A 21,039-nucleotide genomic window follows, 5' to 3' on the forward strand; every position below is an offset into this window, starting at 1 on the left:
CATTAAGAGCATGCCGGTACAAAGGAATGATAATGCTTTTTAATAGATTTACGCTAACCTTATTATAGGAATAAACGGGTTTTTAGCCGGTGTTGGGTGGGGCGTTTTAGGCGACACTCTGGGCTTAAAAGTGATATGTTTCTTAGCACGTGCGGACCCGAGGGAGCGGCAAGCATCTCGATCGTAGCAACGGTAACTTTTACCCATTTTTTACAACTTTATACAGATAACAGACAACTCGCTGGCCGAGACGGGCAAGAATGGATTCGATTCTTTTGACAAGGAGCTTCACCATGGATCTGAAATGTATTTTTGCGTTATTCACCCTGTCGGTGTTGCCATGGAGTGCCAGTGCCGCTCCGGCTGCCCCCAAGGTCGTCGTAAAGTCTGAAGTTGCCTCGCCAGTGGTGTTGGAAAATACCCAAGATAAAAACTACCTGAAAATCTCGTTGGTGGGCTATCCGCTGCCGCAGGAAAAACGCAGCCCGATTAATCTGGCGTTGGTCATCGACCGCTCCACCTCAATGAGTGGAGATCGTATCGAAAACGCCAGAAAGGCGGCGATCGCCGCTGTGAACATGCTCAACGGTAATGACACGCTTTCGGTCGTTGCCTATGACTCCGGGGTTGAGGTGGTGATCCCTGCCACCAAGGTCAAAGATACCAAAGAACTGATTAATAAAATTAACAAAAGTATTGAACCGCGTGGGATGACGGCGCTGTTTGCCGGGGTGAGCAAGGGTATCGATCAGGTGAGCAAGCATCTGGATAAAGAGCAGGTTAACCGAATTGTTCTGCTTTCCGACGGGCAGGCTAACGTTGGGCCAACCTCCAACAGTGAGCTGGCCGAGCTGGCCAAACTGGCGGCCAAGAAAGGCATTGCTATTACCACTATCGGCATTGGTGATGGTTATAACGAAGATCTGATGACCACCATTGCTGGCTATAGCGATGGCAACCATGCCTTTGTTGAGCAATCCAGCGATCTGGAAAAGACCTTCGCCTACGAGTTTAACGACGCTATGTCCGTGGTGGCGCAGGATGTGGTGGTGGTGATCAAAACCGCCGATAAGGTTACGCCGGTTCGTCTGTTGGGGCGTGATGGCAGCATCAGCGGCAATACGGTCACCGTGAAACTGAACCAGCTGTATTCCAATCAGGAAAAATATGTTCTGCTGGAAGTGATCCCGGCCAAGGGCAGCAACGCCCAGAGCAAACCGCTGGCCGATGTGAACGTGCGTTATGCCAACCTGAGCACCAAACAGGTCGATACCTTCAATGAGAAGGTGGCGGTGCGTTATAGCCAATCCGCTAAGGACGTGAGTGCCGCTCAGGTTGATGAGGTGCTGGTGGATTCGGCCATTCAGAAGGCAGCGATTGAAAATGAGCGAGCGGTAGAGCTGATGGATGCAGGCAAAATGGAAGAGGCCAAACAGGTGTTTAGCGCTAACGCGGCAGCCTTGGAAAGTTTGCCTGTCAGCGCCGCGCCAGCCAGACAAAAAGCCGAAGCCAGCGCGCAGAAGAACAAAGACCTGATGGGTAAAATGGAAAGCGACAGTAAGGAGTCGACCCGTAAGGCAGTGAAAGAGCAGAACTACAACATCAAAACCCAGAAGAACCAGTAGCAGGGAGCCTAATGAGCCAGCGTACTTCCAGAAGTTTGACGGTTTTTATCATCATCACCGTGGCGATCTTCAGCCTGATCGCCTATCTGGGAGTGCGCACCCTTGAGCACGAAGTGCTGCTACGCCATTACCAATCCCAAACCATGGCACAGACGCGCGTCACGCAGGCCAGCGACAGCGTTATGGACATCCTGCGGCAGAAAGCGACGCGGCTGGACGCGATCACCGACTATATTCAGCACAACGAACAGGCGCTCAAGGAGCTGGTCGAGAAGGATCACGACATTGATGGCGTGTTTGTCCTGCAGAAAAATCGGTTGTTGTATCCCAACGAAAACGGTCCACTGAGCCAAAAAGAATTAGCCTGGGTTCAGGCCATCACCCCGCTGGTGAACGATCCTTCCTTGCTGTATGGCCACAACGTAAAAAGCGAAATGGCTATCCCACAATCCGGCTGGTATATCACCGGCGAGGTGCAGGAGCCGCTGTTGATCTACTGGCGCACTATCGGCAGCGAGACCATCGGATTTCGGGTTCCTTATATCAAACTGCTATCGGACGTGATCAATGCGGTTAACTTCGATTTTGGCAAAGACACGCTGGTGCTGGTAGAGAACGGACGCCTGCTGTACCAAAGCAATCCTTACGTCGAGCTGGGAAACCTGCAGCCGTTGGCCGAACAGAGCCTGCCTTATCCGCTTACCGGCTGGCAGGTGAGCTATTACGGCAAAGCGGCCAGTACTACGGCGGTCTACCTGTGGGGCGGGGCGTTTATCCTGCTAATGCTGGCCATCATGGGCTTGATCATTTTCCGCCTCTACCGGGAATACACCCAGACGGCACGGCTGGCGCGCCAGCAGGTGGGTTTTGTCAGTCAGGTGTCCCACGAGCTGAAAACGCCGCTGACTAATATCACGCTGTATGCAGAGTTGCTGAAAGAAGAGCTGGATGAACAGCACAATGAAGGACTGCGTTACCTGGACGTGATAATCGGTGAGAGCCAGCGCCTATCGCGCCTGATCCAGAACATTCTGAGTTTTACCCGCGAGCCGAAGCTGCACATTCAGCCCATTGACCTCAACCCGCTGCTGGCGAAGATTACTCAGACTTTCACTCCGTCATATCAGGCCAAGGGGATGACGATTTCCCTCTCATTATGCGAAAGCGTGGTGGTGCAGAGTGATATCGATCGCCTGACGCAGATTATCAATAACCTGCTGAGCAATGCGGAAAAGTATGCCACGGCCGGGAAACAGGTCGATGTGCAGGTGGAGTGCAGTGCGGACAATGTGGATATCCACGTGCGGGATTATGGTGACGGTATCGCCGAGAAAGAGCTCAGGATGATTTTCCTGCCCTTTTACCGGGTGAAGTCAGGTATTACCGAGGGCGTATCTGGCACCGGCATTGGCCTGACGATTGCCCAGCAGTTGGCGCACAGCCTGGGCGGGGAGATCCTGGTGGCTCAGCAGTCGCCTGGGGTGCGCTTCACCTTGCGGCTGGCGCGTAACCTGATTACAGCACCGTAGCCGCTGTTTTTGGATAAGTGCCGCAGAGTGACTTCTATACCTGACAACAACCGCGCTCTAGCTCCCTCTCCTTTTTGGGGAGAGGGTTGGGGTGAGGGGAAAACACAGCGCTGTAGCTGATGATATCGCCCACGTCAGGCGGTAATCGCCACCGCTAATAGCATTAATTACAGGAAGTCGTAATGAAAATACTGGTCGTTGAAGACGATACGAACATTCGCCAGGGATTGGTCGAAGCGCTTTCCCGCGAGGGCTACACCCTGATCGCCGCAGAGAATGGCAAAGTGGCGTTGGAGATGTATCAGCAGGAAAAACCGGATTTTATCATCCTCGATATCATGATGCCGGAGCTGGATGGATACGCGGTATGCCGAGAGATCCGCAAACAGGATGAGCAGATCCCGATTATCTTTCTATCTGCCAAGGATGAAGAGATCGACCGGGTGGTCGGGTTGGAGCTGGGAGCAGATGATTACATCAGCAAGCCGTTTGGCATTCACGAGATCCGCGCCAGGATCAAGACCATCGCCCGGCGTTGCCTGCGTAGCAAGACCGCGCAGCCAGATGCCAGCTTTTGCTTTGGTGATTTAACCGTGTACCCGAATGAGCTATGCGCTCTGCGCCAGACGGCGAGGTTGGAGCTTTCACTGCGCGAGGTGAAAATCCTGGAGTGCCTCTATCAGCACAAGAATAAGGTCGTCACGCGCGAGATGCTGTTCGATGCCGCCTGGGGCTATGATTTCCTGCCTAACAGCCGCACGCTGGATCAGCATATCTCCAAGCTGCGCAAGACCATTGAGCTCGATGCGAATAGTCCGTTGCTGATCCGCACCGTGTATGGGATGGGGTATCGGTATTTGGGGTGAGGGTGGGCCGACATAACGTTCGGCCCAAAAGGGTTACTTCAGGGAGTGGAGCATTTTTAGCATCGAACTATCATTGGCGGTTTTAATTTTTTCGTAATATATGGGGTCTGAGATTGGTGAATCCCAAGTATGGATGTCGTTTTTATTGAATGGAATGCATTCCATAGCAACAGTTTTCAATTGCTTTATTTTTCTATCGTATTCATTCATGTCATCAAGAGTTAGCTTTAGGCTTTCCGTTCTAGCGTTAGTTATTTTAGTTGGGCAAATTAGCTGAATGTCACCTAAAGTGAAAATGTTTACGCCAGTGATAAAGAAACGACTGGGCATGTCTGGGTAGTATCTAGTATTCCATAATACACCATTAAACATAGTATGATGGTGGGTTTGGTTGTCGATATAGAAATGGTGCGTACGCCAGTCACTGATGCCCGATAGATTCATGGTCATATTTATAATCATATTAGGTATTGGGCGAACAAGTAGTGATAAAACCACCAGGGTTGTCGGTATGGAGATTAAAATTACGCTAATGCTACGTAGCATCTCACCATTCTTCTTTTCATTAATATAGATTACCCCTGGTAACATACTTAGCATGGAAAACATGAGGCTTAACATAGTAATTAAAGCTAGCTGTACGAAATCGTTACTGCCTTCGGTAAACTCTAATTGTTTCAGTAAAAATGATAGCGGAAGGATTTGCACAATTGCCGGAGTAAGCAGTAAAAATGGCATCATTATTTTTGTGGGTGTTTTCTTAAGAATGCTCTCTTCTTCGCTGTTATCTTGTGAAAGATATTTTTCTGATTTCAAAATTTTCTTATTTGTTAACCAAAAACTGAATGCTGTTGAAGTTAGCAAGAATAATGCGCTTGTTAGATAACCACTCCAATCGAAGAAATAATGAATCGAGAAAGATATCATTAATAATAGGCACGATGATAAACTGTTAAGAATGCCAACGGAAGCGAAGTTATGGGCGATTCCGTCATATTTTTTAATATCTTTTTCGTAGTTTGAGAAAGTGATGATTAGCATCAAGGATGAAACAAATAAAAAAATGCTGAAGCCCAATATTGAAAAGATAGCAAACCCTAAGATGATCCCCATGATTGACTTGACACTTGCCGCATCATGAAAGATATCTAACCTATCGATATTTGACAGGTAAAGCCATATGATTGCAAGAGTTAAACCTGTAATGAACGCAGATGAGGTGATAACGGATATGATAAATTTCTTATTTAGCATTTTTGGTGTTGAGTTATTCATGGGATGAATTCCTTTTCTGAATGTGCTCGGTAAATTATTTTTAGTGTATGCAACAAATAATCTGTAAATTCAATTTATTTTTTTTGTTGCTACTTTTTATAATTACTCAGCTAATCACTAGTGCTAATAGAATACCTGTCAGCCTAAACTTGTTAGGGGCATCGCGTTAGAGGCCTGAATTAATCCGCACCGATGTCACAGCAAGCCTTATTGATTCGTGTATAATCTCCGCAACTTTTTGTACATCTTTCTAGGGTCTTCTATGGCTGACACCAACTTCTCTCAAACTGCTGCCTTCATCTGGTCGGTGGCCGATCTGCTTCGTGGCGACTTCAAACAATCCCAGTATGGCCGTGTGATCCTGCCCTTCACGCTGTTACGCCGCCTGGAGTGTGTGTTAAGTGAGAGTAAAGATGCGGTGGTGGCCCAGGCTGAAAAAGTCAAAGCCATGAACCTGCCGGAGGAGGCACAAGAAAAGCTTATTCTGCGTGCGACCAATGATTTGGCGTTCTTCAATACCTCATCGATGGATCTCAGCAAGATGGGGCAGAACGGCATTAAGGACAACCTGGAGAACTACGTTCAGTGTTTCTCGAAGGATGCTCGTGAGATCTTTGAGCACTTTAAGTTTTATGAGTTTGTTGGCCAATTGAACGATGCCAACCTGCTGTTCAAGGTAGTAAAGAAGTTTGCCACTACCGATCTTAGCCCTGCCGCCGTGTCTAACCACGAAATGGGCTTGGTGTTTGAAGAACTGATCCGCCGCTTTGCAGAAAGCTCGAATGAGACTGCGGGGGAGCACTTTACCCCACGCGATATTGTGCGTTTGACCACTTCATTGGTGTTTATGAAGGACGATGAAGTGCTTAGCAAAGACGGCATCATTCGTACCATCTACGACCCTACAGCAGGAACTGGTGGTTTTCTTTCCTCAGGCATGGAGTATGTGCATGAGTTGAACCCAAATGCGGTGATGCGTGCTTTCGGCCAAGAGCTAAACCCAGAGTCATACGCCATCTGTAAAGCGGACATGCTGATCAAAGGCCAAGATGTCAGTCGCATCAAGCTGGGAAATACCCTGTCTAACGACCAGCTACCGACTGAGAAGTTTGACTACATGCTGTCTAACCCACCGTTCGGCGTGGATTGGAAAAAGATTGATACTGAGATCAACAACGAGCACAGCGTAAAAGGCTTTGCTGGACGCTTTGGCCCAGGGCTGCCACGCGTCTCCGATGGTTCGTTGCTGTTCTTGTTACACCTGATTAGCAAAATGCGCGATATCCGCAATGCGGATGGTTCGGTGAATGATGGTGGGCGTATCGGTATTATCCTCAACGGTTCCCCACTATTTACCGGCGGTGCGGGCAGTGGTGAAAGCGAAATCCGCCGCCATATTTTAGAGTCTGATTTGTTGGAAGGCATCGTCGCACTGCCGACCGATATGTTCTATAACACCGGCATTGCTACCTACGTGTGGATTTTGTCCAATAACAAAACCACCGATCGTAAAGGCAAAGTGCAGCTGATTGATGGCACCAACCTGTGCGGTAAAATGCGTAAGTCACTGGGCTCGAAGCGCAATATCATGGGTGAAGAAGATATCAAGCTTATCACCCAAACCTTCGGTGCCTTTAAGGTTGTGGCTCCGACCCCGTTGGATGAACTGGGCCTGGAGAAAGCCCCAGAGCAGAAATCCAACCGTGGTCGCCAGTCTGCGACCAGCAAAACCGAAGCGCCGAAAACCTTCGCTAGCAAGATCTTTAACAGCACAGATTTTGGCTATCGCCGCTTGACTATCGAACGCCCGTTGCGCTTGTCTGCGCAAATCACCGATGAGGCTATTGCCTCACTACGTTTTGCAACGAAGCCGTTTGCTGCCCCGATGGAACGTTTGTATGAAGAGTTTGGCTCACAGTGGGATAACGCTAATTACGCTGACTTCAGCGCGATTGAAGTCGAGGCCCGCGCGGTTATCAAAGCCGAATTCCCCGATCTGAAAGAGAAGCAAATCAAAGATCTGCTTGATAAGAAACTGTGGCTGGCCCAACGTACATTGATGGCAAACGCTCAGCAAATTCAAACCGCTTTTGGCAGCAAAGCCGGCGGAAAGGAGCTGGTAAGTAACGACTTTAACCAGTTTGACCTCACTTTGAAAGGTGCAATGAAAGCCGCCGATGTGAAGCTGGATGCCAAAGAGAAAAAGCAGTTTATCGATGCCATTACCACTAAAAATCCAGACGCAGAGCCGGTGGTGAAGAAGGTGCTGAAAGAGGCGGCTCAACCGCTGTATGGCGCGTTTGAATATAAGGGCAAAGTGGTGGAGTTTGAGCAAGACGGCGAGCTGCGTGATAACGAAAATGTGCCGCTAGACCCTAGCGTAGCGACCAGTATGTTGATTGAAAGCTACTTTGAGAGTGAGGTAAGGCCGCACGTCGCCGATGCGTGGATCAATGCCGACAAACGCGATGCCAAAGACGGTGAAATTGGTGTTGTGGGCTATGAAATCCCATTTAACCGCCATTTTTACGTTTACCAGCCGCCGCGTGACCTCAAAGATATTGATGCGGATCTGGATGCGGTTAGTGCTGAGATTATGAAGCTGCTGCAAGAGGTACATTCATAATGAGTAGATATCAAAGCTATCCAGAGTATAAAGATTCTGGGGTTGAATGGTTGGGGGAGATGCCTAGTGAATGGTCAGCAGTTCGCTTAAAACTTGTTGCAAATATTAATATGGGGCAGTCACCTAATTCAGAAGATTGTAACTTAGATGGCCATGGGGTTGCTTTTTTACAGGGTAATGCTGAGTTTGGCAGGGTAAATCCGAAAGAAAAACAATATTGCCCAATACCTAGAAAAGTAGCTAGGGCTGGAGAGTTGTTATTTTCAGTTAGGGCTCCCGTTGGTGCTTTAAATATAGCTGATAAAGAGTATGGAATAGGTCGAGGACTATGCAGTATTTGTAGTTCCTCATACATTAACTCATCTTATCTATGGTGGGTTTTGCCCTCTTATAAATATCAGCTGGATGCAATTGCGACAGGTAGTACTTTTGAGGCTGTCTCTGCTGAGCAAGTCGAAAATTTGTACTTTAAATTACCGAGCATTGTAGAACAATCTCAGATATCTACCTTCTTAGAACACGAAATCACAAAAATCGATAATCTAATCAAGAAACAACAGCAACTGATTGAACTGCTTAAAGAAAAGCGTCAGGCAGTGATTAGTCATGCGGTCACCAAAGGGTTAAATCCTGATGTGCCAATGAAAGATTCCGGTGTTGAGTGGTTGGATGAGATACCTGAGCATTGGGAAATAAAACGGTTAAAGCACTTCGGGAAAGTAATTGGCGGATTTGCTTTTAAAAGTAGCGACTTTACAGAGGAAGGCTATCCAGTCATTAAAATATCCAATGTTTCTCATCTCTGTTTTGAATGGGGAGATTCCTCCTTTTTACCTTATAGTTTCTCATTGCTTCATAAAGAGTATCTTGCTCCCAAAGGTTCATTGATATTCGCAATGACTAGGCCTGTCATTGCTGGTGGGATTAAAGTGACTTTGCTTGATAATGAAAGTGCTCCTCTTGTTAACCAAAGGGTCGGGTTTATGTTTGTCGAGCAAGAAGATATATCTGGTTACATATTGATTTCGACTCAGTCATCACCTTTTTTAGCTCAATTTTCGAATAACATGACTATTACGAATCAACCAAATATATCCAGTGAGGGTATTGAATCTATATATATACCAGTTCCTCCAAGAAATGAACTTAATGAAATATTGAGTTATATCGGACGCTTGACGGAGAATTATAGTGATTTAATTGATAAGGCATTTGTGCAGGTTTCTTTGTTACAAGAACGCCGTACCGCCCTAATCTCCGCCGCCGTCACCGGCAAAATCGACGTACGCAACTGGGTAGCCCCCACCAGCGACACAGAAGTGAACCAGGAGCCACAGGAGGCGACGGCATGAGCACAGACACAACCAAGGAGCTGATCTTTCAAAATGAAATGATCGATCAGATGGTGAAAAATGGTTGGATTGTCGGCAAATCAGACGGCTACGATCGTGAACGTGCTCTGTATACGTTGGATGCACTGGCTTTTGTACAAGTCAGCCAACCAAAGGAATGGGAGAAGTTTGCCAAGGTTTACCCTAACGACACCGAGCGCTATTTTCTGGATACGTTGGTAGCCCAGCTTAAAAAAGCTGATGTGAATGCCACCGATGTCCTGTCGCGCACCTATGGCACTTTGGGCGTATTACGCCACGGGTTAAAAATCCGCAATGCGCGTTTCTCCCTATGTCAGTTTAAACCCGAGCACGAGCTAAACCCTGAAACGCTGGCGCGTTACCAGCAGAATATCTGCCGCATTGTACCGGAACTGGTTTACAGCCCTTATGCCAATGCGGAGCACTTTGCCGCAACCGGCAGCAAAGCCAAAAGTTGGCGCATTGACCTGGTGCTGTTCGTCAACGGCTTGCCGGCCGCTACGCTGGAGCTGAAATCCGAGTTCAAGCAGGCGGTGCAAAACGCCATCAAGCAGTATAAAAGAACCCGTTTGCCGAAAGACCCAATTACCAAAAAGCCGGAGCCGTTGCTTAGCTTTAAACGTGGTGCGCTGGTGCACTTTGCCGTTAGCCAATATGAAGTGTTTATGGCAACCAAACTGGCAGGGGACGAAACCTTCTTCCTGCCGTTTAACAAAGGCACCAAAGAAGGCGGGGCGGGTAACGACATTCCCGACGATCAAAACCGTTATGCCACCGATTATCTGTGGAATGAGGTGTTACTGCCCAGCAACCTGTTGAATATTTTAGGCAGCTACGTTCATCTGCAAATCGAAGAAAAAGAAGACTGGAACGGGCTGAAAACCAAGAAAGAAACGCTGATCTTCCCGCGTTATCATCAATGGGACGTGGTGCGTAAACTGATTGGTGCCACAGTTGAAGAGGGCGCTGGCAATAAATACCTGATCCAACACAGCGCTGGCTCTGGTAAATCCAACTCGATTGCCTGGACTGCCCACCAACTCTCTACGCTGTATGATGCCAACGGCGAAAAGCAGTTCCATTCGGTGATTGTCGTTACCGACCGCACGGTACTCGACGATCAGCTGCAAGACACTATCTATCAGTTTGAACATGCCGACGGCGTGGTGGGGCGTATCAATAATAAAGAAGGCGACGGCTCAAAATCAGAAAAACTCGCTGCCGCGCTGGAAAATTCGCAACCGATTATCATCGTCACCATCCAGACCTTCCCGTTTGTGCTAAAAGCGATTGAAAACAGTGTCAGCTTGAAACTGCGCAAATACGCAGTAATCGCCGATGAGGCTCACTCATCGCAAAGTGGTTCTACCGCTCGTCAGTTAAAAGAAGTGCTGATGCTGGAAGAGACAGACGACGATACGGTGCTGACTTCTGAAGATGCCATCAATGCCACCATGGCTGCCCGGCGCGGTAGCAGTAACCTGAACTACTATGCGTTTACCGCCACGCCAAAACCAAAAACCTTGGAGTTGTTTGGCCGTTTGCCCAAGCCTGATGAACCGGCGTCAAAGACCAACAAGCCGGAGGCCTTCCATGTGTACTCCATGCGTCAGGCGATCGAAGAAGGCTTTATTCTGGATGTGCTAAAGAATTACACCACTTATCAGGTGGCCTATAAGCTGGTGCAAAAGATGGAGGCTGCCGACAAAGAAGTCGATAGCTCCAAAGCAAAAATCAAGTTGAGCCAGTGGGTGCGTCTGCACGATTACAACATTTCACAGAAGGTGAAGGTGATTGTGGAGCACTACAAGAACCACGTCGTGCACCTGCTTGGTGGGCAGGCCAAGGCGATGGTGGTGACCAGTTCGCGTAAAGAGGCCGTGCGTTACAAGTTGGCTTTCGACAAATACATCATTGAGAATAACTATCAGCATATCAATGCCATGGTCGCGTTTTCTGGCGAGGTGGAGTTTAACGATAAGGATCCAGACAGCCTGGCATTGCTGAACCACAAGTTCACCGAAATCAATATGAATCCGGGGCTAAAAGGCCGCGATATGCGTAAAGCCTTCGACAGCGATGATTATCAGGTGATGCTGGTTGCCAACAAATTCCAAACCGGTTTTGATCAGCCCAAGCTGTGCGCCATGTATGTAGATAAACCCTTAGGCGGGGTTGAATGTGTGCAGACGCTTTCACGTTTGAACCGTGTTTATCCCGGTAAGGTGGAATGCGGCACTTTCATCCTCGATTTTTATAACCAGCCTGATGACATCCTGCAAGCCTTCCAGCCGTATTATCAGACCGCCGAACTGATGGACGTGACCGACCCTAATCTGGTGTTCGATCTGTTCGAAAAACTCCGGTCCAGTGGCATCTTTACATGGAGCGAAGTTGAGCAGTTCTGCACCGCTTTCTTTACCAAAAACAAGTCCAACGCCGCTATCAGCAACATCTGCAAACCGGCAAAAGAGCGCTGGGAAAAGCGCTATCTTTCTGCCATTGAAGCCTATATTCAAGCTAAAGAAATCTTTGAACGCACCAAAAAAACGCAGGATGCGGTGTTAATCGCCAATGCTGAGAATACGTTTAAAGAGTGTAAAAAAGAGAAAGATCGCTTAGAAATCTTCAAAAAAGACTTGGGTAGCTTTGTTCGGTTCTACGAATTTATGTCGCAGATCGTCGAGTATGAAGATCGGGACCTGGAGAAACTTAGCCTGTATGCCCGCCATCTCAGGCCGCTGTTGCAAGAAAAGAACGTGCAGGAAGACGATGTGGATTTAGATAACGTCGTGATGAGCCACTACCGGTTATCGAGAATTCGGGAACAACATATCAAGCTGCAAGAAGACGCGGCGGATTATCAACTTGAGCCGGGTAATGACGTGGGTACGGCTAAGCCGAAAGATAAGAAAGAGGTTTTCTTATCGCATATTTTAGAGCGTTTGAATGAGCTGTTTATTACGGACAATCTTACCGATAAAGACATGGTCAACTATGCGTTTGCGGTACGTGACAAGCTCTCTGAAAACCAAACCGTCATGACGCAGATTGCCAACAATACCCGCGAACAGGCGATGCTAGGTGACTTCCCGAAAGCGATTGATGATGCGGTCATGGACAGTAACGAAGCTCAGCATGAGATGATGATGCAGTATCTGTCTAACCCGGAACTTGCCAAAGGGTTCGCCCGCGTGGTGTTTGATATGCTGAAAGGCGGGTGAAGCTAATAATGCAACATCGCAAAACTCAAACATTACCCCATGCAACAGCAAAGGAAACATCGTGATGGATATCGTTGCTAGTGTTGAAGCAGGCAAGCTGCCACTTGGTGAATTGATTAACGCTCTGGCGGAGTACAAAAATTATACCGATTCTAGGTGGGATCAGCGATATCGTGAATTTACGCTGTTGCTCCAACAACCCCTGACGTTTACCGAGCCTGAAACCGATGAGCTGGTTAAACGGCTGTGGTATGAGCGTAGTAACGGCATCGCCAGTATCCGCCAGGGGGTACCGTCTCTGGCGGAATTCCAACAGAGCCTGCCGCTGCTAAGAGATTTGACCGAGCGAATTTATCGCCAACCGGACGAGCAAACTTACCAATATGTGGGGGCAGCGTTACAACAAGCCAAGGAGACCGGGCAACTCAAACGTATGTATTGGAGTTTGAGAAACCGTGTCTTTGCGGCATTTTCTCCAGAAATCTGTACCAGCACCGTGGATGGGAATGCTTTTTCCAGAGCGGCCACGTTCCTGAATGAACAGTTCAACCTTGGCCTATCTCTTGACGGCAGTTGGCTGCAAAAAAACCATGAATTGAAACGGGCCATCAATGCGAAACTGCCAGATGCAGACCCTTATTACGTGAACATGGCGATTTGGCATCTCTATGAATTGCTTCGCGAACGCGATAACGAGGAAAAACAGGAGAAGGCCGTTAGCGATACCGCCGCCGTGGATAATACATCGGTGAGCGTTCAGTTCGCTCAGCGCTTGCCAGTGAATATGATCTACTTTGGCCCGCCAGGCACTGGAAAAACCTTCACTTTGCAGCAGAAAATGAAGGAATACACCGTTCAGGCCGCGCCAGCCGATTTTGATGCCTGGTTGGATTCTCGCCTTGAGTCTTTGAACTGGATGCAGGTGATCGCGTTGGTATTGCTGGATCTCAATAAGCGAGCCAAAGTCCGCCAATTGACCGAACATCAGTGGTTCCAACGTAAAGCGCTATTGAATGGCCGCAGCAGTAACTTTTCGCAAACTGCCTGGGCGACGCTGCAATCCTTTACCGTGCCGGGATCCACCACGGTGGCGTATAAAGGCCGCCGTGAGCCTGCAATATTCGATAAAACTGCGGATAGTGAGTGGGTCTTGGTGGAGTCACAGTTAGAACAAGTGGATGAATTACTTTCTCTTTATGCCGAGTTGAAGCACGGCCCTAAAACGGCTGAGTCTATTCAGCGATTTGCCGTAGTCACTTTCCATCAGTCTTATGGCTATGAAGAGTTTATTGAAGGTATGCGGGCTCGTGCCGATGAAAGTGGGAATATCTCTTACCCTATCGAGCCTGGTATCTTCATGCGCCTGTGTCAGCGTGCGAATGCCGATCCTGAGCATCGTTATGCCATTTTTATTGATGAGATCAACCGTGGCAACATCTCCAAGATCTTTGGTGAGCTGATCTCGCTTATCGAAGTAGACAAGCGTGCGGGCATGGAAAATGCGATGAGCCTGCAATTGTCGTATAGCGGTGAGGCATTCAGCGTTCCCAGCAATGTCGATATTATCGGTGCAATGAATACCGCAGATCGCTCGCTTGCGCTGATGGACACGGCGTTGCGCCGTCGCTTTGACTTTGTCGAGATGATGCCAGATCTCTCTTTGTTGAGCGGTGCCAAGGTCAAAGGCATTGAGCTCGAGCCATTATTGGAAAAACTCAATAGCCGCATTGAAGCGCTTTACGATCGCGAGCATACGTTAGGGCATGCGTTTTTTATGCCGGTAAAAAAGGCACTCGAGGCCGGTGATGAGGAGGTAGCGTTTAAACAGCTTAAGGCTGCCTTCCAGAAAAAGATCGTTCCACTGTTACAGGAGTATTTCTTTGATGACTGGAACAAGATCAGACTGGTGTTGGCAGACAACCAAAAGCAAGATGATGACCTGCAGTTTGTGATTGAGAAAACTGACGATCTGGATACGCTTTTTGGCAGCAATCATGCCTTACGGCGTCACGATCAGCAGTCGACGGTATATGAACTAACCGCCTTTGATCAAGAGGTTTGGAATAAGCCACTGGCTTACCGTGCGATTTATCAACCGCAACAAGCCATCCTTAATGCGCAGGTAGCACTGCATGGGTGAGGTGATCTCGGTTTTTGAATATGATCTGTTGGGGGTTGGCAAGGCCATTTCGGCTGGCGCAACCCTTATCCCGCAGGAAGCATTTGATTATCTTGAATCCCTTAGCCTGACCAGCGAACAGGGGAGCCAATTTATTAAACTCACCTCTCGTGCCGGTTGTAAGCTGCTGAAGGTGCAGAATTACGCGGGGATGCTGTATACACCCCACGGTTTACAGATTGAAATTTTGCCCAAGGTTGGTAAAAACCTCACGCGTGAACGTGCGCGGGAAACGCTGTTGATCATGCTGAGCCATCTGTCGGGCTTTCGGCATATTCAAACCCAGCAGGCAACAGTCCAGGCACAGCGAATGCCGTTGCTTGAGATATTTATCAACCAGTTTTTGTACAGCGTGAGCCAATTATTAAAACAAGGTTTACGCTCTGACTATGTGAATGAGCACGGCAATTTGCCCTTTATGAAAGGCAAGCTGATGCTCTCGGCCCAGTTACGCCATAACGTAGTGAACCGCCATAAATTTTGCGTCAATTATGATGATTACTTACCCGACTGCTCGGCCAACAGGCTGCTGCACTCGGCGTTACATAAGTTATCTAGTTTGAAGTTATCATCCGATAATCAGCGTTGGCTGCAAGAGCTACGTTTTGCTTTTGATGGCACCCCGCTTAGCCGAGATGTCGAAAGTGATATAGCGAGTTTGCGCTTGGATCGCGGTATGGCGCATTACCATGAACCACTGGCATGGGCGCAATTGATACTGAGCGGGATGAACCCGAGCGCCCTACAAGGGGAGACCAAAGCGTTGTCGCTATTGTTCCCGATGGAGGCGGTGTTTGAGTCTTTTGTCGCACAAACCCTTGCCGATGAGCTGCCGCAAAATCTCAAATTGAAATCGCAGGCAGCAACCTATTCATTGGTGAAACATGGGGAACAGGATTGCTTTAAGCTGCGCCCGGATCTATTGATCCAATCCCGTTACCCAATTAAAACCAGGATGGTATTGGATACTAAATGGAAGCTGATTAATAGCCGTTCACAACCGCAATCAATGTATGGATTGTCGCAGGCCGACTTCTATCAAATGTTCGCCTACGGCCAAAAATATCTCGCAGGAGTTGGTGATATGTACCTGATCTATCCGGAACATGACGATTTTAACCGGCCAATAGCTCAGCATTTTGCCTTCTCGGATACGTTGAAATTATGGGTTGTTCCTTATCGGATAACGGCAAAGCGAGGTCAGAGAATGATGTGGGCACATGATATCTCTGTTGCACCTCACCCCTTAAACACCTGCCCCCGATGCCACTCCACAAACTTATCCAAAGGATAATGGTCGGCGATCTTTGGCAACCGAATCGTCTTCCCAGCAAAGTCCCAGAACAATTGCTCGATCATATGGGTACCGTTCACGCCTGCAGAAACCAGCAGTTTCATGCTGTCATCAAGCCCGATGGCTCCCATATCGAATGCGGAGTGGTGCAATGAGCACAGCGCTAATCCGTTGGTCACGGTGCAGGGGCCGCCGTGTTGCTTCCATTTGATATGCGCGGCCTCCAAGCCAACGGGCGTAGTGTCGTGTTGCAGGTTGTAGCCACACACCGCGCATTGGTAGTTATAGGCACGCAATATCGTTTGCCGGAATGCTGGGTCGCGTGCTTTACGTATTCCATCAAGCTGAAAGTCCAGGCGGTTGGCTATCAGCTCCTGAACGCTGTCAGGGAAATGCTCACAGAGAATTTGCTGTGCAAGCTTGTCTATCAGAGCGGGTTGGCTGCGTAGCAGCTGATAACTTTCTTTGTCGAAGCCGCCGCTAACGCCATGTTCGATAATTTCCCGCTTAGGTGGCTCTTTGCTGCCTTTCTGCGGGCTGCAAAGCTCTGCATTCTGTAATTCCCAGAATCCGTCGCCGCGTAAACGCCAAAACGGCATGGTGGGGTAATGGTCACGCCGTTGTGGGCCGAAGCTATTGAGTAATGCCAGCAAGGGGCCGTGGATTTCTTCGCCGTAATTGAACAGCCGCTCGTGCCCTTGCTGATATTGGGAGAGCACATACAGCAGCAATAGTGGCTTATGTGGTGCACGTTGATCGCCTTTGCGCCATAAGGTCAGATTAGATATGGCGGTTTGCAGTTCCTGGCTGGTTTTCATCGGTGCATCCTGGCGGGCGGCGAAAGTGATTGCGATCATGCTCGCAAAACGAAAGGGATTCAATAGCTTCTAGGCAAGCATCAGCCACTCACTCCCTACCTTACTGGCTTTCTTACAAGGTCAGCGGGAGTCTTGATTTCAACGCGTGATCGGTTTGACAAGCTGCCACTCTGCCCCCAGCCTGATGGCATGTTTGGCATTAGTCACGCCCATCTTTTTCACAATATTGCCAATATGGAATTTTACCGTACGGACCTTCACGTCTAAAATAATGGCAATTTCCTGATAGGTTTTACCCATGCTGGCCCAATAGAGCACTTCGTTCTCCCGCGTTGTCAGGGGGGCTTTCTCTTCGCTGGAGTTATCGCGATTATTTCGTGCGGTTTCCTGGAGGCGGGTGGCGAACCTTTCGTGAACGTTAGCCAACAGCATCTGTAAACGGGCTTTGTTAGGGTGAATTTGGCCCTCTATATCGATGGATTTACTGTCATTAAGCGTCAGCGTCAGCATCGCCAGATTATGATCGTGGTCATGCAATACAAAGGTATAGCCAGTGGTAATATTATAGTTCTTTGCATGGCTGAATATATCTGAGGGCTTTAGCCTTGGGTTTATTGGTGTACTTTCATCCCAAGGAAATGGAGAGACTCTCTGCAGGGCGGAGAGTACCACGGGATCGATGCATTGGTAGTTCCTTTCTTTATAGATATCAATCCATTGGCTTGGATAACTGGAGGTTATCAATGTCTCCATAAAGTCTTTCTTGTTAAGTATCAAATGGGCGTATTTGAAATCGCCAAATTCCGCTATTTGTTTATCCAGATGGTTTTTAAAAGCGTTTTTTTCATCTTGGCTAGCACAGAAAAATGTAGACATCAAATTACCTCAATATGAAATAATAACGCTACTAACATAACTTGTGGGGTAATAATTTAATCTAGCCGTTGTTGAACGCCAGATAATATACTGGCTTTCCCGTTATTTTCGATAAAATAGCAAAAAAAACCTGACCTCGTTGGGTCAGGTTGCCACATTGGCCAACACCAGGGAAATTTTTACTGCCATTATCTTAAAGCCATCTTCTTGGTTGAGGCAAGTGCTCTGTGCCGGATTTTGGCTGTCTATCACCATTATTCGGTCTAGGATTAGTATTGCCTTACGTTGATCATTGCAGCAGCCCGGTATCTGTATTGATATTCTTGCTCCTCACTCTTGGCATTATCTGAGGTAGTTACTCAGGGCTGCATTGGTCATCCACTATTATTTGATCATTATTTGATCAGTTATGAGCCTGTTTTTCTAACGAAAAACTCTTGTAGGACCTCAATATATGCATCTCGAGTCCGCGTTATTGCTGTTTGCAGACTGCTATAAGCCGCTAATCGGGCTGTTGATATCATTGCGTTGATCAATAGATAGTTGCCATGGGGATCCAAGCTTGATCTTCACCGATAGCTAAAAAGTGAGGTCTCAGCATCGGGTTGGCGGCCTTAAAACCGCTCTCAGACGGGCTCTCATGAGATAAAACGGATTTTTTTCAATGAAAAAAGTGATTTTAATCACAAATAAAGACCCTTAAATCGCTCATTAAATGCTCATTTCGTTGCCATTATGTTGCACTGTCGTGTCTGTTAAACGGGAGGGGGTGAGACTATTCTGATTCGCGAGCTAAGCAACACGTTATAGTGTTACTTTTATGGAAATGTTCTTGATCATCCTTGTGCGTTATTCGTCCGCTAATACCCTTTATCTACTGCTGTACCAGCATTTTTTAAGAAAAAGCTTATTTATAAAGTGTGGGTGTATAAAGAATATTCTTAGTTGACTATGAGCTTCCTAATTAACTTTTTAAACTAAAATATATACTCTTAATCCTAGGAGTTTTCATAATGAATAATAACAACTTGATAGGTATTATCGATGAATAAAGCCATTCGCGATCGTTTTAACCGATTTTGAATAATTGTTTTTAGCCATTAATATTGTTTTGAAAATTAAGAAATAACTTAGTTTTGCTAAATGGTATTCTGCTCATCCAACGGCGTAATGGAGTTGGTAATATAGTAAAGAAAGGAAGGGATCCTTATGCTAAATATATTGGATTTTGGGTGCCTGCCGCAGGCCGGTTCTCCATCAAAAAGACCTTTAACCTGGCCAGATACCAATAAGTATTTCCGTGAAGGCATCGTAGGTTACTGTAACTCAGTTAATACTTCCCCGGAGCAACTCAAAGTCGTATTTGTTGACTTTCAATTAGCTAACCTGCGCCTTTTTCTGGAGCAGGACTGGCTAATGTATTCTGCTTGTAATCGCATTGTGCTGGTCACCGATAGTTACCTGTTACCCTTGGCCAATTATTATAAGAGCATGTTTCGGCAGGTTGATTCTGTGATCCAGAGAACGGGCGAGTCCAGTGACATTTTTGCTAAAATCGATCATGTTATTGCCGGGGAGCGGGTTTCTTCAACATCGCAAGTCAGGCTGTCTTCGCGTGAGATATGTTTATTACGTACTCTGATACATGGTGTCACCGTGGGCGATCTCGCCAACAGGTTGCGGCTTAGTCCTAAAACGGTTTATGCCCTGCGCCATAATATTTTAGGCAAGATGGGGTTGACTAAAATGAATGATATTTTCACTCAGGCCTATCACTCTGTCAGATAAACTATAACTACCTATTATCATAGGGCTATCAAAATTAAATGAAATATGCGGTGATTTTATATCGCAGATATTTCGTTGTTTAATTGCCGTAGGACCTTTTCGAAAATTTTAGTTTTCGAATGCGCCCTTGTGTCGCATTTATTGTGCCACGCCAGTAAATATTGGCGGGAAATTAATTGATATAAATAAAGGAAGAAATTTTATGAAGAAGTTAGCTCTGGCTTTGATTGCAGCTTCAGCGTTGGGAACAATTAATCTGGCTAATGCGGACACTCGTACTGCGAACGCGACAGCGTCTTGGGATGCAAAAGCCATTAAAGATACCAGCAGCATGCTGGTTGTTACCCCGATAAAGTCACTGACCTTTAATTACGCAGAAGGTCTGGAGCGTTTTAACTCTCAAGACGGCGCGTTCGATATCACCATCGCTGGCCAGTCTGGCGCGAGTGATTTCAAACTGACCTCTAAAATCATCTCCAACACCCTGAACCGCGCAAGCGATGACTCTGCGCTGACCGTTGGCGTTAAGTGGAACGGCAAAGCACTGTCTGAAAGCAGCGATATGGTGATGATCGATACTTCAGCAGGCATCAGCGCTGGCCTGTCAGCTCTGGCTATGGAAAGTGCTTATGCTGGTGCTAACCGTACCAGCACTCAGGGCGTGTTCGCCTTTGATATCGCGAAAGCGACCGTTGCCGGTGCTGATACGGCGTTCAAAGACCTGACTGATGGTTACTGGGATGGCAACGTAAACGTTGAATTCACAGCAACTTGGGACGGTACTTTCACCACCCTGTAAGTGATTTTGTTGTCTTAACGTAGTCAGGATTGGGGTGAATAGCCCCGATCCTTATGGAATACATGATGAACAGATGGTTTCCTACGCTGATGTGCTCAGCACTATTTTATTGTACTCACGCCGGTGCAATTAACGTTGGCGCGATTACATCAATCATTTCCCCTGAGCAGAGCGTTATCGCCAAGGAGGTGATTAATACCGTGGATGATGCCCGTCTGGTCAGCCTGAGGGTCGAGCGTATTTCCTCCCCGATGGAAGGTGGCAAAGTGATCCCCATGGAGAGCAAGCAGGAAATAATGGCCACGCCATCCAACCTGATATTGCCCGGCAAGGGTAAAGATGTTTTCCGCGTTTTCTATTCTGGGCCGAAGGACGATAAGGAGCGTTATTACCGTTTAATCTGGAATGATAATCCGGTTACCGAAGAGGGGCTGTCAAAGACCAAAAAATCCGCTTCGGCAACCACCTCGGCAACCATAAGCACCATTATGGTCGTCACACCACGGAAGGATAAGTTCGATTATCAATACCGAGATGGTGTTGCTTATAACACCGGAAACAGTTCTTTCCGCGTGGTGGCATTTGGTCCCTGTAAGCAGCCACAGACCAATGAAGAGAAAACTAAAGGGTGCCGTGAGCGTTATTACGTTATGCCGGGATTAGGCGTGCATTTGAAATTTGTTGATATCAATAATCAAAAACTCAGCGTTGGCATTTGGCACAACGAAGATTATATCAACGTGAAATAGCCTCTTTACTCATTACCT

14 protein-coding genes are annotated in these 21,039 nt (G+C 47.5%); 11 read left to right on the forward strand and 3 right to left on the reverse strand.

From position 1 onward, the window contains the following. Positions 1-293 precede the first annotated feature (293 nt). The 3 genes from KGP21_RS03855 to KGP21_RS03865 all read left to right on the forward strand — a co-directional run bounded on the left by KGP21_RS03855 (position 294) and on the right by KGP21_RS03865 (position 4,020). Positions 294-1,625, forward strand: a complete 1,332-nt coding sequence (locus KGP21_RS03855; protein WP_115158983.1) for a VWA domain-containing protein — start codon at positions 294-296, stop codon at positions 1,623-1,625. A gap of 11 nt (positions 1,626-1,636) precedes the next feature. Then, entirely contained in the window at positions 1,637-3,154 is a 1,518-nt protein-coding gene (locus tag KGP21_RS03860; RefSeq protein WP_223537252.1) for a sensor histidine kinase KdpD, read from the forward strand. Positions 3,155-3,336: 182 nt separating this feature from the next. Continuing rightward, positions 3,337-4,020 (forward strand): response regulator transcription factor, encoded by a 684-nt coding sequence (locus KGP21_RS03865; RefSeq protein ID WP_223500818.1) that lies wholly within the window; start codon positions 3,337-3,339, stop codon positions 4,018-4,020. A gap of 33 nt (positions 4,021-4,053) precedes the next feature. Here the strand turns inward: KGP21_RS03865 and KGP21_RS03870 are convergent, their stop codons facing one another. Then, positions 4,054-5,295 carry a hypothetical protein gene (locus KGP21_RS03870; RefSeq protein WP_223500820.1) on the reverse strand — a complete coding sequence of 414 codons (1,242 nt, stop codon included), beginning with the start codon at positions 5,293-5,295 and terminating at the stop codon, positions 4,054-4,056. A 262-nt stretch (positions 5,296-5,557) separates the two neighbouring features. Between KGP21_RS03870 and KGP21_RS03875 the strand changes: the two genes are divergently transcribed. The 5 genes from KGP21_RS03875 (at position 5,558) to KGP21_RS03895 (ending at position 15,991) form a co-directional block, all read left to right on the forward strand. After that, complete coding sequence (locus KGP21_RS03875) at positions 5,558-7,921, forward strand: class I SAM-dependent DNA methyltransferase (RefSeq protein WP_223500822.1); 2,364 nt, start codon at positions 5,558-5,560, stop codon at positions 7,919-7,921. Continuing rightward, complete coding sequence (locus tag KGP21_RS03880; RefSeq protein ID WP_223500823.1) at positions 7,921-9,273, forward strand: restriction endonuclease subunit S; 1,353 nt, start codon at positions 7,921-7,923, stop codon at positions 9,271-9,273. The genes KGP21_RS03875 and KGP21_RS03880 overlap by 1 nt, the downstream gene beginning before the upstream one ends. Then, positions 9,270-12,518: a type I restriction endonuclease subunit R gene (locus KGP21_RS03885; RefSeq protein WP_223537254.1), complete on the forward strand. Its 3,249-nt coding sequence runs from the start codon at positions 9,270-9,272 to the stop codon at positions 12,516-12,518. Before KGP21_RS03880 ends, KGP21_RS03885 begins: the two co-directional genes overlap by 4 nt. A 64-nt stretch (positions 12,519-12,582) precedes the next feature. Then, entirely contained in the window at positions 12,583-14,658 is a 2,076-nt protein-coding gene (locus tag KGP21_RS03890; protein ID WP_223537257.1) for an McrB family protein, read from the forward strand. After that, the gene (locus KGP21_RS03895) at positions 14,651-15,991 is read left to right on the forward strand and encodes an McrC family protein (protein WP_223500826.1); all 1,341 of its coding nucleotides are present in this window, start codon (positions 14,651-14,653) and stop codon (positions 15,989-15,991) included. Before KGP21_RS03890 ends, KGP21_RS03895 begins: the two co-directional genes overlap by 8 nt. On the opposite strand, the gene KGP21_RS03900 is transcribed toward KGP21_RS03895, so the two are convergent. Continuing rightward, the gene (locus KGP21_RS03900) at positions 15,937-16,809 is read right to left on the reverse strand and encodes a phosphorothioated DNA-binding restriction endonuclease (protein ID WP_223498847.1); all 873 of its coding nucleotides are present in this window, start codon (positions 16,807-16,809) and stop codon (positions 15,937-15,939) included. The genes KGP21_RS03895 and KGP21_RS03900 overlap by 55 nt on opposite strands. Before the next feature lie 138 nt (positions 16,810-16,947). Continuing rightward, positions 16,948-17,685 carry a LuxR family transcriptional regulator gene (locus tag KGP21_RS03905; RefSeq protein WP_223500827.1) on the reverse strand — a complete coding sequence of 246 codons (738 nt, stop codon included), beginning with the start codon at positions 17,683-17,685 and terminating at the stop codon, positions 16,948-16,950. A gap of 1,209 nt (positions 17,686-18,894) precedes the next feature. Between KGP21_RS03905 and KGP21_RS03910 the strand changes: the two genes are divergently transcribed. From KGP21_RS03910 to KGP21_RS03920, 3 genes are all read left to right on the forward strand, one after another. After that, on the forward strand, positions 18,895-19,473 hold the full coding sequence (locus KGP21_RS03910; protein ID WP_037376594.1) for a LuxR C-terminal-related transcriptional regulator: 579 nt from the start codon (positions 18,895-18,897) through the stop codon (positions 19,471-19,473). Positions 19,474-19,675: 202 nt separating this feature from the next. After that, positions 19,676-20,272 (forward strand): common pilus major fimbrillin subunit EcpA, encoded by a 597-nt coding sequence (locus tag KGP21_RS03915; protein WP_021807862.1) that lies wholly within the window; start codon positions 19,676-19,678, stop codon positions 20,270-20,272. A gap of 65 nt (positions 20,273-20,337) precedes the next feature. Then, positions 20,338-21,021, forward strand: a complete 684-nt coding sequence (locus KGP21_RS03920; protein ID WP_059199606.1) for a hypothetical protein — start codon at positions 20,338-20,340, stop codon at positions 21,019-21,021. Positions 21,022-21,039: the final 18 nt, after the last annotated feature.

The organism is Serratia sp. JSRIV004 (assembly GCF_019968705.1).
GTDB classification, from domain to species: Bacteria; Pseudomonadota; Gammaproteobacteria; order Enterobacterales; family Enterobacteriaceae; genus Chania; species Chania fonticola_B.

Coding starts and splice junctions, on each gene's coding strand:
- KGP21_RS03915 (WP_021807862.1), top strand. CDS start 19,676: ATGAAGAAGTTAGCTCTGGCTTTGATTGCAGCTTCAGCGTTGGGAACA.
- KGP21_RS03870 (WP_223500820.1), bottom strand. CDS start 5,295: ATGAATAACTCAACACCAAAAATGCTAAATAAGAAATTTATCATATCC.
- KGP21_RS03905 (WP_223500827.1), bottom strand. CDS start 17,685: ATGTCTACATTTTTCTGTGCTAGCCAAGATGAAAAAAACGCTTTTAAA.
- KGP21_RS03865 (WP_223500818.1), top strand. CDS start 3,337: ATGAAAATACTGGTCGTTGAAGACGATACGAACATTCGCCAGGGATTG.
- KGP21_RS03855 (WP_115158983.1), top strand. CDS start 294: ATGGATCTGAAATGTATTTTTGCGTTATTCACCCTGTCGGTGTTGCCA.
- KGP21_RS03920 (WP_059199606.1), top strand. CDS start 20,338: ATGAACAGATGGTTTCCTACGCTGATGTGCTCAGCACTATTTTATTGT.
- KGP21_RS03900 (WP_223498847.1), bottom strand. CDS start 16,809: ATGAAAACCAGCCAGGAACTGCAAACCGCCATATCTAATCTGACCTTA.
- KGP21_RS03875 (WP_223500822.1), top strand. CDS start 5,558: ATGGCTGACACCAACTTCTCTCAAACTGCTGCCTTCATCTGGTCGGTG.
- KGP21_RS03885 (WP_223537254.1), top strand. CDS start 9,270: ATGAGCACAGACACAACCAAGGAGCTGATCTTTCAAAATGAAATGATC.
- KGP21_RS03895 (WP_223500826.1), top strand. CDS start 14,651: ATGGGTGAGGTGATCTCGGTTTTTGAATATGATCTGTTGGGGGTTGGC.
- KGP21_RS03860 (WP_223537252.1), top strand. CDS start 1,637: ATGAGCCAGCGTACTTCCAGAAGTTTGACGGTTTTTATCATCATCACC.
- KGP21_RS03880 (WP_223500823.1), top strand. CDS start 7,921: ATGAGTAGATATCAAAGCTATCCAGAGTATAAAGATTCTGGGGTTGAA.
- KGP21_RS03890 (WP_223537257.1), top strand. CDS start 12,583: ATGGATATCGTTGCTAGTGTTGAAGCAGGCAAGCTGCCACTTGGTGAA.
- KGP21_RS03910 (WP_037376594.1), top strand. CDS start 18,895: ATGCTAAATATATTGGATTTTGGGTGCCTGCCGCAGGCCGGTTCTCCA.